The 13,403-nt window shown below is 31.6% G+C and carries 17 protein-coding genes; 13 read left to right on the plus strand and 4 right to left on the minus strand.

What is annotated here, in order from left to right; translation table 11 throughout:
* Positions 1-93 precede the first annotated feature (93 nt).
* Both AC0GLR_RS02770 and carB read left to right on the plus strand, forming a co-directional pair.
* The gene (locus tag AC0GLR_RS02770; protein ID WP_495605249.1) at positions 94-1,191 is read left to right on the plus strand and encodes a carbamoyl phosphate synthase small subunit; all 1,098 of its coding nucleotides are present in this window, start codon (positions 94-96) and stop codon (positions 1,189-1,191) included.
* Positions 1,191-4,364 (plus strand): carbamoyl-phosphate synthase large subunit, encoded by a 3,174-nt coding sequence (gene carB / locus AC0GLR_RS02775; protein WP_495605250.1) that lies wholly within the window; start codon positions 1,191-1,193, stop codon positions 4,362-4,364. Before AC0GLR_RS02770 ends, carB begins: the two co-directional genes overlap by 1 nt.
* A gap of 64 nt (positions 4,365-4,428) precedes the next feature.
* Here carB and AC0GLR_RS02780 read toward each other — a convergent pair whose 3' ends face one another.
* Complete coding sequence (locus AC0GLR_RS02780; protein ID WP_495605251.1) at positions 4,429-5,061, minus strand: deoxynucleoside kinase; 633 nt, start codon at positions 5,059-5,061, stop codon at positions 4,429-4,431.
* Positions 5,062-5,191: 130 nt separating this feature from the next.
* On the opposite strand from AC0GLR_RS02780, the gene AC0GLR_RS02785 reads away from it, so the two are divergent.
* The 4 genes from AC0GLR_RS02785 to AC0GLR_RS02800 are packed head-to-tail and all read left to right on the plus strand — an operon-like array spanning position 5,192 to position 7,246.
* Positions 5,192-5,416 carry a hypothetical protein gene (locus AC0GLR_RS02785; RefSeq protein ID WP_495605252.1) on the plus strand — a complete coding sequence of 75 codons (225 nt, stop codon included), beginning with the start codon at positions 5,192-5,194 and terminating at the stop codon, positions 5,414-5,416.
* A complete protein-coding gene (locus AC0GLR_RS02790) occupies positions 5,417-6,103 on the plus strand; it encodes a CPBP family intramembrane glutamic endopeptidase (RefSeq protein ID WP_495605253.1) in 687 nt (228 codons plus the stop codon).
* A gap of 13 nt (positions 6,104-6,116) precedes the next feature.
* On the plus strand, positions 6,117-6,728 hold the full coding sequence (locus tag AC0GLR_RS02795) for a hypothetical protein (RefSeq protein WP_495605254.1): 612 nt from the start codon (positions 6,117-6,119) through the stop codon (positions 6,726-6,728).
* A gap of 17 nt (positions 6,729-6,745) precedes the next feature.
* A complete protein-coding gene (locus tag AC0GLR_RS02800) occupies positions 6,746-7,246 on the plus strand; it encodes a phosphatidylglycerophosphatase A family protein (protein ID WP_495605255.1) in 501 nt (166 codons plus the stop codon).
* A 94-nt stretch (positions 7,247-7,340) separates the two neighbouring features.
* Here AC0GLR_RS02800 and AC0GLR_RS02805 read toward each other — a convergent pair whose 3' ends face one another.
* Together AC0GLR_RS02805 and lexA are read right to left on the minus strand one after the other, a co-directional pair.
* Positions 7,341-7,571, minus strand: coding sequence for a hypothetical protein (locus AC0GLR_RS02805; RefSeq protein WP_495605256.1), 231 nt, complete (start codon positions 7,569-7,571; stop codon positions 7,341-7,343).
* 44 nt (positions 7,572-7,615) lie between these two features.
* Positions 7,616-8,251 carry a transcriptional repressor LexA gene (gene lexA / locus AC0GLR_RS02810; RefSeq protein WP_495605257.1) on the minus strand — a complete coding sequence of 212 codons (636 nt, stop codon included), beginning with the start codon at positions 8,249-8,251 and terminating at the stop codon, positions 7,616-7,618.
* Positions 8,252-8,397: 146 nt separating this feature from the next.
* Between lexA and AC0GLR_RS02815 the strand changes: the two genes are divergently transcribed.
* Positions 8,398-8,649: a DUF896 domain-containing protein gene (locus AC0GLR_RS02815; RefSeq protein WP_495605258.1), complete on the plus strand. Its 252-nt coding sequence runs from the start codon at positions 8,398-8,400 to the stop codon at positions 8,647-8,649.
* 23 nt (positions 8,650-8,672) lie between these two features.
* A complete protein-coding gene (locus AC0GLR_RS02820; RefSeq protein WP_495605259.1) occupies positions 8,673-8,897 on the plus strand; it encodes a YneF family protein in 225 nt (74 codons plus the stop codon).
* Between the two features lie 58 nt (positions 8,898-8,955).
* Here AC0GLR_RS02820 and AC0GLR_RS02825 read toward each other — a convergent pair whose 3' ends face one another.
* Positions 8,956-9,582 (minus strand): lysophospholipid acyltransferase family protein, encoded by a 627-nt coding sequence (locus AC0GLR_RS02825; protein WP_495605260.1) that lies wholly within the window; start codon positions 9,580-9,582, stop codon positions 8,956-8,958.
* Between the two features lie 78 nt (positions 9,583-9,660).
* Between AC0GLR_RS02825 and AC0GLR_RS02830 the strand changes: the two genes are divergently transcribed.
* The 5 genes from AC0GLR_RS02830 to pyrH all read left to right on the plus strand — a co-directional run bounded on the left by AC0GLR_RS02830 (position 9,661) and on the right by pyrH (position 13,401).
* A complete protein-coding gene (locus AC0GLR_RS02830; protein WP_495605261.1) occupies positions 9,661-10,410 on the plus strand; it encodes a tRNA1(Val) (adenine(37)-N6)-methyltransferase in 750 nt (249 codons plus the stop codon).
* Positions 10,400-10,684, plus strand: a complete 285-nt coding sequence (locus AC0GLR_RS02835; RefSeq protein ID WP_495605262.1) for a GIY-YIG nuclease family protein — start codon at positions 10,400-10,402, stop codon at positions 10,682-10,684. Before AC0GLR_RS02830 ends, AC0GLR_RS02835 begins: the two co-directional genes overlap by 11 nt.
* A 188-nt stretch (positions 10,685-10,872) precedes the next feature.
* The gene (gene rpsB / locus AC0GLR_RS02840) at positions 10,873-11,625 is read left to right on the plus strand and encodes a 30S ribosomal protein S2 (RefSeq protein ID WP_495605263.1); all 753 of its coding nucleotides are present in this window, start codon (positions 10,873-10,875) and stop codon (positions 11,623-11,625) included.
* An 82-nt stretch (positions 11,626-11,707) separates the two neighbouring features.
* Entirely contained in the window at positions 11,708-12,565 is an 858-nt protein-coding gene (gene tsf / locus AC0GLR_RS02845; protein ID WP_495605407.1) for a translation elongation factor Ts, read from the plus strand.
* Positions 12,566-12,678: 113 nt separating this feature from the next.
* Positions 12,679-13,401 carry a UMP kinase gene (gene pyrH, locus AC0GLR_RS02850; RefSeq protein WP_495605264.1) on the plus strand — a complete coding sequence of 241 codons (723 nt, stop codon included), beginning with the start codon at positions 12,679-12,681 and terminating at the stop codon, positions 13,399-13,401.
* Positions 13,402-13,403 lie beyond the last annotated feature (2 nt).

Consider the following 13,403-nt stretch of genomic DNA (forward strand, 5'->3'; position numbering starts at 1 on the left):
CTACTTACTAGAAATTTTAGTAAGTAGTTTTTATTTTACTTAAAATATTTTTGCTAGTTAATGTTGTTTTTATAACATAAAGAGGGGTAAATAATGAAAAAAAGATATTTGTTATTAGAAGATGGGAAGATCTATACTGGCGAAGCTTTTGGTGGAAAACAAGAATGTACTGGTGAACTTGTATTTAGTACAGGGATGTCTGGATATCAACAATCAATTACAGATCAATCATATAATAATGAAATATTAATGTTTACTTATCCTCTCATTGGTAATTATGGAATCAACCGAGATAATTTAGAATCTACCAAGCCAACTTGTAAAGGAGTAGTAGTAAGCGAAGTTGCTCGTAGAACTGCTAATTGGCGAATGACAATGTCGCTTTCAGAATATTTAGTTCAACAGGATATTCCTGGAATTAGTGGGATTGATACGCGTGCTATTACAAAACATATTCGCGAACACGGTGCTATGAAGGCATCCATTTTAAATGAGATTAAAACTGATAGTTTAGAAACATTGAAAAAAACAACATTAAATCCAGAAGTAATTAAAGAAAGTGCAACTAACAATGCGTATACAGCTCCATCAGTTGGTAATCGTGTGGTTGTAATTGATTTTGGTTTAAAATATTCTATTTTACGTGAATTATCGAAACGAAATTGTGATGTCGTAGTTTTACCCCCAACTGCTACTTTGCAAGATGTAAAAGAAATTAATCCAGATGGAGTAATGCTTACTAACGGTCCCGGTGATCCGATGAACATTCCAGTTTCAACATTGAAAATGATTCGTGATGTTGAACAGGAATATCCAATTTTTGGAATTTGTATGGGTCATCAATTATTTGCACTCGCCAATGGTGCCACTACCACTAAAATGAAGTTTGGTCATCGTGGTTTTAATCATCCAGTTCGCAATCTTGAAACTGGACGAATTGATTTTACGTCTCAAAATCATGGTTATACAGTGAACCGAGATTCTGTAGCATCTACAAAATTGGAAGTAAATATGGAAGAAATTAATGACCATACGGTTGAAGGGTTAAAGTATCCAGGTAAAGCTGCATTTTCAGTCCAGTTTCACCCAGATGCAGCACCTGGTCCTCATGATGCTGATTATTTATTTGATGATTTTATGAAATTAATGGATGAAAATAAAACAAAACATTCGAGAAAGGTAGTTGAATAATGCCAAAACGGACAGATATAAAAAAAATTATGGTAATTGGATCAGGTCCAATTATTGTTGGGCAAGCAGCTGAATTTGATTATTCTGGGACCCAAGCTTGTTTATCTTTAAGAGAACTAGGGTATAAAGTTGTTTTAGTAAATTCAAATCCAGCTACCATCATGACGGATAAAGAAATTGCTGATCAAGTTTACATCGAACCATTAACATTGCCATTTGTGTCTCAAGTATTAAGAAAAGAACGTCCAGATGCAATTCTTCCAACATTAGGTGGCCAACAAGGACTAAATATGGCGAAAGAGTTATCTGATTCAGGTATTTTAGATGAATTAAATATTAAATTATTAGGTACTGACCTAAAAGCTATTAACAAAGCTGAAGATCGAGAAGAATTTCGTCAATTGATGCGTGATTTAAAACAGCCGGTTCCCGAGTCTGCAATTGCCAATACCGTTGACCAAGCGGTTTCTTTCGCTAGTAAACATGGATATCCAGTAATTGTTAGACCTGCATTTACAATGGGCGGAACTGGGGGCGGAATTGCCAATAATGAGAAGGATTTACGTGAAATTGCTGATAATGGATTATCTTTATCGCCAGTTACCCAGGTATTGATTGAACAAAGTATTGCTGGGTTAAAAGAAATTGAGTTTGAAGTAATGCGAGATGCTAACGACAATGCTATGGTAGTATGTAACATGGAAAATTTTGATCCCGTAGGGATTCATACTGGAGATTCAATTGTTTTCGCACCAATTCAAACGTTATCAGATGATGAAATTCAAATGTTACGAGATGCAGCTTTAAAAATCATCCGCGCTTTGAAAATTGAAGGTGGATGTAATGTTCAACTTGCTTTAGACCCCAACAGTAACAAATATTATGTTATTGAAGTTAATCCACGAGTTAGTCGGTCTAGTGCACTTGCTTCTAAAGCAACCGGATATCCGATTGCTAGAATTGCAGCTAAAATTGCAGTTGGGTTAAATTTAGATGAGATTATGAATCCAGTTACGGAGACTACCTATGCAGAGTTCGAACCAGCATTAGATTATGTAGTTTGTAAAATACCACGTTGGCCGTTTGATAAATTTGTAAATGCTGATCGTACATTAGGTACACAAATGAAAGCGACTGGAGAAGTAATGGCAATTGACCGAAATGTTGAAGGTTCACTTTTAAAAGCAGTTCGATCTTTGGATATTGATATATCTGATTTAGACGATCCCGACCTTGCTGATTTAAGTAAAGATGAGCTTGAACAAGGAATAGTCAAAGCGCAAGATGATCGACTATTTTATTTGTATGAAGCAATTAAGCGTGGGTATAGCATTGATAAGCTGGCTGAAATGACTAACATTCATATTTTCTTTTTAGATAAATTAATGCATATTTATGAAATAGTTCAATCTTTAAAGGATTCGCCTAAAGATGTTGATATTTTGAAAATTTCCAAACGAAATGGGTTTTCGGATGCGACAATTGGTAAGTTTTGGGATATGTCGAGTATCGAAGTCAGAGATTTCCGTAAAAATCACGGAATAATTCCAGTATATAAAATGGTTGACACTTGTGCTGGAGAATTTGAATCAGCAACTCCATATTTTTACAGCACTTATGAAACTGAAAATGAAAGTGAAAAATCTGATAAACCTTCTGTTTTAGTGTTAGGATCAGGACCAATTAGAATTGGTCAAGGGGTAGAATTCGATTACGCAACTGTTCATTCAGTTGAGGCAATTAAAAAAGCTGGTTATGAAGCTATTATTATGAACAATAATCCAGAAACGGTTTCTACAGATGCTTCGATTTCTGATAAGTTGTATTTTGAACCATTGACAGTTGAAGAAGTAATGAATGTCATTGATTTGGAAAAGCCTAAAGGAGTGGTAGTTCAATTTGGAGGACAAACTGCAATTAACCTAGCAGAACCGCTTGCTGAACAGGGAGTAAAAGTTTTAGGTACGAGTGTGGATGATGTTAATCGAGCAGAAGACCGGGATGAGTTTGATAAAGTTATTAAATCTTTAAAAATCCCGCAACCAACGGGTGGAACTGCTAGTGATGTTGAAACTGCATTGAAGATTGCTGATAAAATTGGTTATCCCGTTGTAGTCCGTCCTAGTTATGTTTTAGGTGGTCGTGCCATGGAAATTGTTAACAAACGATCTGAAATGGAAAATTATATGAAAAATGCTGTAAAAGTTTCAAATGATCATCCAGTATTGATTGATCAATATCTAACTGGGAAAGAATGTGAAGTTGATGCAATTTGTGATGGTAAAGACGTTTTAATTCCAGGAATTATGGAACATATTGAACGTGCTGGTGTACATTCCGGAGATTCAATGGCTGTTTATCCGGCTCAAACTTTTTCGCAACAGATTAAAAATCAAATTGTTGAATATACCAAAAAGTTAGCATTAGATTTGAATTGTGTTGGCTTGATGAATATTCAATTTGTAGTACACAACAACCAGGTTTATGTGATTGAAGTTAATCCTCGCGCTAGTCGAACAGTTCCATTTTTGAGTAAGGTTACGGGGATTCCAATGGCACAAGTTGCTACTAGAGTTATTTTAGGCCAATCATTAAATAGTCAAAATTATCAAACTGGATTAGCCAAAGAAAGCAATTTAATTCATGTTAAAGCTCCAGTTTTTTCATTTTCAAAACTTAATGATGTTGATAGTTTATTAGGACCTGAAATGAAATCAACTGGGGAAGTCATGGGTTCTGATAAAACCCTACCAAAAGCTCTTTATAAGGCTTTTGAAGCTGCAAAATTGCATGTTCCAAATCATGGACGTGTGTTATTTACAGTTAAGGACAGTGATAAAGAAGAAGCTAGTAAATTGGCAAAACGTTTTTGGGATATTGGATATCAAGTTCTAGCAACTGATGGCACTGCTCAAACTTTTGAAAAAGAAGGTATTCCGGTAACTACGGTTGGTAAGTTAGGTGAGGAAGATAACTTACTACAACAAATGATGGATAAAAAAATTCAAATGGTAGTTAACACAATTTCTAATGAAAATGATAGTGCTAAAGATGGTACTAAAATTAGAAGTGCATCAATTTCTCATGAAATTCCATTATTTACTGCTTTAGATACCGTGGAAGCAATCTTACAAGTTCTAGAATCCCAAGCTTTTATTACACAAAGTTTATAAAAATCATTTTAAATAAAATAAACACCTAAGCAATATTAATAATACTGTTTAGGTGTTTATTTTTTTATCGAATTGTTTCTAACTTATCATCAATCTGATTAAGAATAATAGCAGTGTTTTTATCGTTAGATAAATCATATTTTTGTAAATCAATTTTCATTTTTGGACTTATATCATAATCTTCATACCATTTTTGATAAGCTGTCCACATTTTATAGTAATAGTTTTTTAATTCTGGATTTCCCTCAAATTGTTCATAGTCACGGCCACGCTTTTGAATTCTTTTTAAAATTGTTTCAAAATCAGTTGCAGCATAAACTAATAAATCTGGCTGTTTTTTAGGAAGCTCGTCTAACTCTTTCATCATGTTATCTAGTAATTTAAGGTAAACTTCTAGTTCAACGTCTGAAATATTTCCTTCAGCATTGTTTTCCTTAGTAAAAAGAGCATCTTCGTAAATAGAACGATCTAAAACATTGTTATCATCTTGCAATGCTTTTTTAATCATTGAAAAACGTTTATTTAGAAAATAAATCTGTAGTAAAAATCCATATTGTTTAGGGTCTTTGTAATATAAAGGTAAAACAGGATTGTCACCTACAGGCTCATAAAAGGGTTTAGACCCGAGATGTTTTGCAATTTTTCCAGTTAAAGTTGTTTTACCAACCCCAATCATTCCAGCGGTAATTATCACCATAAATAACTCCTTTTTTGTTTAATGGTTTTAGTATATCATTTTGCTATTAATTGAGATTAATTCAGTTTAAAATAATAGTTTAAAATGTGGTATTCTAAGAATAGCTAAAATTGTTTTGGAGTTTTCACATATGAAAAAAATAAATTATATTTTTGGAATAATTATTGTTTTGATTATAATTATGCTGTTTAGCTATTTTATAATGATTTCAAATGAAAATGCCATCAAAATGATGTTTATGTTAATTGGATGTGTAGTATTAGTTAGATTAATAATTACTCCAATAGTGATGGTAATGGTGCAACGTCATGATAAAACAAAAGCAAACAAAGAAAAGCAAACAGAGGGAAAATAAGTGAAAAAAACGCTAAATTTTTTTGATTATTTAAAACGTACCTTAATATTATTGGGATTAATTTTCATGGTATTAGTGGTTCAAATACCGGTACAATTAATTTCGCTTGAAAATTTTACTGGTATTAAGTTGTTTTTATATGTCATTCTCTATATAGTTGGATTTGTGATTGCAATTTCATTATCAGTCTGGGCATATCAGAGTGTTTGGCGACAAAAATCGCATAAGCTGACTAAAACTGATTTTAAATTAATTGTGATTGCACTGTTGACTTTTTACGTAATTGAAATTGTGATGCAATTATTAAATGGATTCTTCTTTCATCAAATTGGAACTAAGAATAATGCTGCTATTCTTGATATGTTAAAAAGTAATCCAACTGTTTTAATTTTAATGAGTATTTCAATGGTATTTTTATCACCAATTTTAGAAGAATTGGTTTTTCGTGGTTATTTAATTCGTGGTTTGTTTTTAAAAACTAACTCACTGATTCCCATTATTTTTAGTGGATTGATTTTTTCGTGTGGACATATGAGTAGTAATATTATTAGTTTTATGATTTATGCTTTTTTAGGTATGATTTTAGCATATGTTTATTTAAAAACTGATAAAATAGAAGTTTCAATAGGGGTTCATTTTGCCAACAATTTAGTTGCTACAATGTTGATGTTAATTACAATATTATAACAGGGTGGAAAAGATGGATGTTTTAGAGTTCAATTTTTATAATAATTTAAAAAATAGATTACAAAAAGTTCAAGCAGAAATGGTTCAAGAAAATAAGATATATTTAAAAAAAATTACAAACGTACGTCAGTTAAAAAATGATTATGATGTTGAAACGATTGATCAATTAGCTAGTGTTTTGAATGATGGAAACGAAGATCAGGAAACGGAAGATATTAAAAATGCTTTAAAAAGTCGGGATAAATCATTTTTGGTTAATAATATGCAAAATTTAGATCATGAAGCGTATGAAACAATTAATGATATGAAAAATGAAGAAAAAGATGTTTCAAACCAACTTGCATCACTCAATAAATTTTATAAAGATTTTGTAATACCAATTTTAGACAAAATGAAATTAAATCGTTTAATTCGAATTGATAGTATCAATTCATCTGGAAATAGTGGTGATACTTATTTAGAAATTGATTATTTTTCAACTTATGATGATTTTAAGGAAGATTTTAAATCAGCTTCATTTGTGCCAGAAGTAATTGAAAAACACCTTAAAACTAAGACTTCAATTAGTGTAATCTTTACGGAAGATAATTATCCAAATAAATATGATGTTACGTTTATAGTTTAAAGGGAGAGTGATTGATAATGGTAGATAAAAGAGATTATAAATATCCTGATACACAAGCTTATGATTTTGTGATTAGATCTTTAAATGAAAATGGAGTTACAATTCGAGATATTTCAATGGTAACTTATAATTTACAAAAAGATTATATTAAAATTCCCAGTATGGAATATGTTGATCGAATTGTAACGGATGTATTGCACAAACGAGAAGTGTTAAATAATGCAATGGTTGGTTTAGAAATTGATCGATTAGCTAGTGAACACAAATTAGATGAACCATTACAAAGTATTGTGGAACATGATTTGGGAGTTTTTGGAGTTGATGAAACTCTTGCACTTGGAATTGCCAATATTTATGGAACTATCGGTATCACAAATTATTGTGGTCTTGACACTAATAAACAAGGGATTGTGAAAGAATTAGATCATAAACAAACTCGTGTTACTACTTTTATTGATGATATTGTTGGTGCTGTTGCTGGAGCAGCATCGGCTAAAATTGCACATGAAAATTCATAAAGACAGTATTAATTATAATAGAAAAACACTTTTGTTTATAAATTCTAATAAGAATTTACTACAAAAGTGTTTTTTATATTTATTTACAAATTAATCAATCTTTATCAGATTTAACTGCTTTTACACATTTTGGTCCAAATTCAAATTCACTATCAATTGAAGTTGACTTTCCAACGTTTTTTCTAATTACTTTTAACCAATCAGTTTCATTTTCACCTAACCCAGTATTATTGATGAAAACAACCTCTACTAAATCACCAATTTTGTAGGGAATGGCTTTCTCAAACTCCTCTAAATTATACGTTTCATATGCTTTTGATTTCATTACTTATTCTCCTTTTGTTCATTATATTCTATTATAACAAAGAATTACTTAATGACAGATCTGTATAGACTAACTACTTTTCCTAAAATAATGCATTTTTTTAAAATAATAGGAGACATAGAATCGTTTTCGGGTTGCAATCTAAAATGATCACTTTCTTTGTAAAATCTTTTACAGGTTGCCTCGCCATCAACATTCATGGCAATTACAATTTCACCGTTTTCAGCAGTGTTTTGTCTTTTTACAATTACTTGATCGCCATCTAAAATACCTATATTAATCATGCTCTCACCACTAATTGTTAACATAAAAAGTGAATCAGCATCTTTTTGTAACTCATTTGGAATCGGGAAGTAGTCAGTTGCTTCTTGAATTGCAAGAATTGGTTCACCTGCAGCTACTGTACCAAGTAATGGTATTTCATTAATATTTGCATCAGAAGGAAGACCTAAAGATTTAACTCCTTCTGAGGTTATTTCTAAAGCTCTAGGTTTAGTAGGGTCTTTGGTGATATACCCTTTTTTTTCAAGCCTTGATAAATGGCCATGTACAGTGGAAGTTGATGATAATCCAACCTTTTTTCCAATTTCTCGAACAGTTGGTGGATAACCATGATTTTTAACATTTTCATAGATAAATCTGAGAATGTCAGCTTGTTTAGAGTTTTCTTTTGATGACATTTATACACCTCGAAAATAGTATTATAGTAACAATAGCGTATCATAAATAGTAATATTTGCAAACGTTAGTTCGTATAGAATAAATTTTATTTATATTAGTGCACATGGTATTATAAATATAATAAATAAATGAAGGAGTGATGATAATGGCAGATGATGAAGAATTAAAAAAAATTATTCCAAGAATTAATGAATTATCGAAAAAGTCAAAAAATGAAGGATTGACCGATGCTGAAAAAGTTGAACAAAAGAAGTTAAGGAAAGAATACTTAGATCGGTTTAAATCAAACTTTAGAAGTCAATTAGAAATGACTAAAATGTATGATAAAGATGGTAATGAAGTTACCTCTGATGAAGTTAAAGAAGTGCAACGTAAGAAAAATCTTAGAGATGATTAATATAAAGATGAGGGAGTACAACAATGGCTACTTGGTTATGGATATTATTGATAGTATTAGCTTTAGTGGGTGGAGCAGCAGTTGGATTTTTTGGCGCTCGTAAGTATATGGAAAAATACTTGAAAGAGAATCCACCAATTAATGAAGAACAAATCAAAGCAATGATGTTACAGATGGGACAAAAACCTTCTAAAAAGAAATTAAATCAAATGATGACTTCAATGAAGAGAAATGCCAAACAATCATAAGATTATTGTAAAAAACCGTCCGATTATTTTCTAATCGGACGGTTTTTTTACTTGCAAACTATCTTTTTTTCGACTCATCAATATATACGTAATTTGGATTAATTTCGTTGTCTAATTTTTTAAAAGCATTTTTCATTTTTTCTTCAATTTTAGCTTGAGACTCATCATTTAATTTTTCGTTTTTGTTAATGTAGATTGGATTGCCAAAATTAATATAAGCTTTCTTACGGCAAAGTAATTCTTTGATTGTTAATGGGCCTTGGTAAACAACCGGAAGTAAAGGAACGTCAGCCATTTTAGCAATCATCGCAGCTCCACCCTTTAATTTGGTTGAATGTCTAGTTCCAGATGGAAATACCATAACCGATAAATTAGTTTTTCTTAAAACTTTGATTGGATTTTTGACTACTGCAATTCCAGGATTATTGCGATCAACTGGTTCAACGTTACATTTTTTCAAACACCATGCTAGAATTGGATTTTTGAATAATTCCTTTTTTGCTAAAAAATAAAATTGTTTTGGCAATAAAACCACTCCAAAATACATCATATCAAACCAAGTTCTATGAGGTGCAATTAAAACATAGTTTCCTTTTGGAATTTTGTTTTTATTTGTTACCTTGATACGTCCGTTAAAAATCCAGATAACACATTTTGCAAATGAAAATACAAATGAATAAAACAATCTTTTCATCCTCCTTTTTGAGTTGTACAATCAATATTATAGCATTATTAAGCTTATGGTTTAGGAAAGGGAGAAAGAGTGGGAAACGTTAACCTAAAAAATGATGAACGAGTTGATCAATTGTATAGTAACAATATTAAAATTATTCAAAGTTCTGAAGTCTTTTCTTTTTCAATCGACGCAGTGTTGTTAGCAAATTTTGCCAATATAAAAAAAAGTTGTCATGCTAAAATCATTGATCTTTGTGCTGGAAATGGAGCTGTTGGTTTATTTGTCAGTAATAAAACAAATGGGAAAATATTTGAAGTTGAAATACAGTCGCGATTGTGTAATATGGCAGAAAGAAGCGTTTATCTAAATAATCTTGAAAAACAAATAAGTGTCTATAATACTGATTTAAAAAATAGTGCTACATTGTTTGAAAAAGAATCATTTGATGATGTATTGGTAAACCCCCCATATTTTAGTGACCAGCCTAGTAGTAAAAAAAATCCTAATCCTTATTTGGCAATAGCACGACATGAAATTAAAACAAACTTGAATGAAGTAATTGAGGTTTCAAGTCAATTATTAAAAACAAACGGTAAAATGTTTATGGTCCATCGACCTGATCGATTAATTGAGATTTTTGAAAAAATGAAAGCTCATCGTTTGGCGCCTAAAAAAGTTCAGTTTGTTTATCCTAAAAAGGGACGCAATGCAAACATGGTATTAATTTCAGCTATTAAAGATGGTAAAACAGCTGGATTAAATGTTGAATCACCAATGTTTATTTATGATGGCAATGATTATTCAGAATCTATAAAGGCAGTTTTATATGGAAAATAATAATTATTATATTTATATTTTGTTATGTGGCGATGGATCATTTTATGGAGGATATACTACGGATGTAGCTCGCCGAGTTTATCAACATCAAATTGGTAAAGGAGCTAAATATACCAAGAGTCATCTTCCTGTAAAGTTAATTTATTCAGAAAAATTTACTTCTAAAAGTGAAGCTTTGAAATCCGAATATAAATTTAAACATCAATCACGAAGAAAAAAAGAACAATTTTTAATTTCACATGGAGTAAAAAAATCAATTTTTTATTATAATTGATAGGAATTTTTTTAGTTAGACTGAAGTTCATATAAAGATTTAAAATTAATTTGTTTTTTTATTTATTTTCTTGTATAATTAATTTCGGTATTAATTACCAATACGCACCTGGAATGTTTTGCATAGTAGTGCTCTTTGAGTTCTGTGTATAATTCTGGGGAGGAAAAACTATATTTTGGAGGATTATTATGGCTGTAGTAACAATGAAACAATTATTAGAAGCAGGTGTTCATTTTGGACATCAAACACGTCGTTGGAACCCTAAGATGGCTAAATACATTTTTACTGAACGTAATGGTATTTACATCATTGACTTACAAAAGACTGTTAAATTATTAGGTGTAGCTTACAACTTTTTAAAAGGCGAAGCTGCAGATGATGCTGTAGTTCTATTCGTAGGAACTAAAAAACAAGCACAAGATTCAATTGAAGAAGAAGCCAAACGTTCTGGTGCATTTTATGTTAACCATCGTTGGTTAGGTGGAACTCTTACAAACTGGAATACCATTCAAAAACGTATCAAGTATCTAAAAGATCTTAAAAAAATGGCTAATGACGGTACATTTGAAAGATTACCTAAAAAAGAAGCTTCATTATTAACTAAACAAACTGAGAAACTTGAAAGATTCTTGGGTGGTATTGAAGATATGCCTAAGATTCCTGACGTTATGTTTATTGTTGATCCTCATAAAGAACAGATTGCTCTTAAAGAAGCTCAAAAATTAAACATCCCAGTTATTGCAATGGTTGATACTAATACAGATCCTGATGGAATTGATTACATTATTCCATCTAATGATGATGCTATTCGTGCTATTAGATTAATCACTTCAACTATGGCCGACGCTATTATTGAGGGTCGTCAAGGTGAAGATGAAGTTAATGAAGACACTTTTGAAAAAAAAGATGACGAAAAAGCTTCAGAAAAAGAAGATAAATAAAAAAATTATCTGGCTGACTTTTTTAGACCAATTCGGCCTATCAGGGTCGGCCTTTTTAATAAAAATTTAAAGGAGAACTTGAATTATGGCTAAAATTACTGCCCAACAAGTTAAGAGTTTGCGTGATAAAACTAGTGCTGGAATGATGGATGCAAAGAAAGCATTGGTTGAAGCAGATGGTGATGAAAAGAAAGCAATTGAAGTTTTAAGAGAAAAGGGAATTGCTAAAGCACAAAAGAAGAGTGGAAATACAGCTGCTGATGGATTAACTCGAGTTGCTATCCATGATAATAAAGCAGCAATTGTTGAAATTAATTCTGAAACAGATTTTGTGGCTGCCAATGATGATTTCAAAGATTTGATTGACGAAGTAGCTGACCAAATTGCTTTAGAACAGCCAGATAGTGTTGAAGCAGCTCTTGAATTGCCGTTACGAGATGGGACCATTCAAGATGCAATTATCCACACGAGTCAAATTACTGGTGAAAAAATTACTCTTCGCCGTTTTGTTGTAATGAATAAAACTGATGAACAGAATTTTGGTGCATATTTACACAATGGTGGTCAAATCGGTGTATTAGTAAAAATTACTGGTGCTAATGAAAATGTTGCCAAAGATATTGCCATGCATGTAGCAGCTGAAAATCCAGAGTTCTTGTCAAAAGATGATATTGCGCCTGAAAGACTTGCTCAAGAAAAAGAAAATCTTACCAAAGAAGCCCTTAATGAAGGGAAACCTGAAAACATTGTTGAAAAGATGGTTGCTGGACGTTTAAACAAGTTTCTTGCTGGAATTTGTTTGGAAGATCAATCTTTTGTGAAAGATCCAGATCAATCTGTTTCTCAATTTGTTAAATCTGAAGGTGGTCAATTAGATGCCTTTGTAAGATATCAAGTTGGTGAAGGTGTTGAGGAAGTAACCGAATCCGAAACAAAATAAGTAAAAAGACTAGCTATGCTAGTCTTTTTTTGTCGGGTAATTGTAAACTGTTGTTATGAAATGGTTTATGCTAAAATTAATATAATAATTAAACAATTTCAGGGGGAAATTTAATGTCTGATTTAAAGTATAAACGGGTTGTATTAAAAGTTAGTGGTGAAGCACTTGCCGGAGATAAAGGATTTGGAATTAATCCACCTGTAATCAAAAAAATGGCTGATGAAATAAGGGATGTTTATAACCAAGGAATTCAAATTGCCATTGTGGTTGGTGGTGGAAACATGTGGCGAGGAGAAGCAGGTGCAGAAATGGGCATGGAACGAGCCCAAGCTGATTATATTGGAATGCTTTCTACTATTATGAATGGATTAGCTTTACAAGATAATCTAGAATCTGCTGGAGTACCAACCAGATTGCAAACATCCATTGAAATGCGACAAATTGCAGAGCCATACATTAGACGAAAAGCAGTTCGTCACCTTGAAAAGGGTCGGATTGTAATTTTTGCCGGTGGAACTGGAAACCCATACTTTTCTACTGATACCACAGCTGTTTTACGTGCTGCTGAGATTGATGCCGATGCAATTTTAATGGCTAAAAATGGTGTGGATGGAATTTATTCAGATGATCCTAAAACTAACCCTGATGCGGTTAAATACAATAAATTGACTCAAATGGATATTCTTAATAAAGGATTGCATGTTATGGATTCTACTGCTAGTTCTTTATCAATGGATAATAATATTCCTTTAGTAGTTTTTAATTTAAATAAACCTGGAAATATTAAAAAAGTTGTTGAAGGTCAAAATATTGGAACTATTGTGGAGGGAAAATAAAA

This window comes from Fructilactobacillus sp. YLN 2412, from assembly GCF_059488745.1.

Coding starts and splice junctions, on each gene's coding strand:
- AC0GLR_RS02785 (WP_495605252.1), top strand. CDS start 5,192: ATGAAAAAAATAAATTATATTTTTGGAATAATTATTGTTTTGATTATA.
- AC0GLR_RS02805 (WP_495605256.1), bottom strand. CDS start 7,571: ATGAAATCAAAAGCATATGAAACGTATAATTTAGAGGAGTTTGAGAAA.
- AC0GLR_RS02780 (WP_495605251.1), bottom strand. CDS start 5,061: ATGGTGATAATTACCGCTGGAATGATTGGGGTTGGTAAAACAACTTTA.
- pyrH (WP_495605264.1), top strand. CDS start 12,679: ATGTCTGATTTAAAGTATAAACGGGTTGTATTAAAAGTTAGTGGTGAA.
- carB (WP_495605250.1), top strand. CDS start 1,191: ATGCCAAAACGGACAGATATAAAAAAAATTATGGTAATTGGATCAGGT.
- AC0GLR_RS02795 (WP_495605254.1), top strand. CDS start 6,117: ATGGATGTTTTAGAGTTCAATTTTTATAATAATTTAAAAAATAGATTA.
- AC0GLR_RS02820 (WP_495605259.1), top strand. CDS start 8,673: ATGGCTACTTGGTTATGGATATTATTGATAGTATTAGCTTTAGTGGGT.
- lexA (WP_495605257.1), bottom strand. CDS start 8,251: ATGTCATCAAAAGAAAACTCTAAACAAGCTGACATTCTCAGATTTATC.
- AC0GLR_RS02835 (WP_495605262.1), top strand. CDS start 10,400: ATGGAAAATAATAATTATTATATTTATATTTTGTTATGTGGCGATGGA.
- rpsB (WP_495605263.1), top strand. CDS start 10,873: ATGGCTGTAGTAACAATGAAACAATTATTAGAAGCAGGTGTTCATTTT.
- AC0GLR_RS02800 (WP_495605255.1), top strand. CDS start 6,746: ATGGTAGATAAAAGAGATTATAAATATCCTGATACACAAGCTTATGAT.
- AC0GLR_RS02815 (WP_495605258.1), top strand. CDS start 8,398: ATGGCAGATGATGAAGAATTAAAAAAAATTATTCCAAGAATTAATGAA.
- AC0GLR_RS02770 (WP_495605249.1), top strand. CDS start 94: ATGAAAAAAAGATATTTGTTATTAGAAGATGGGAAGATCTATACTGGC.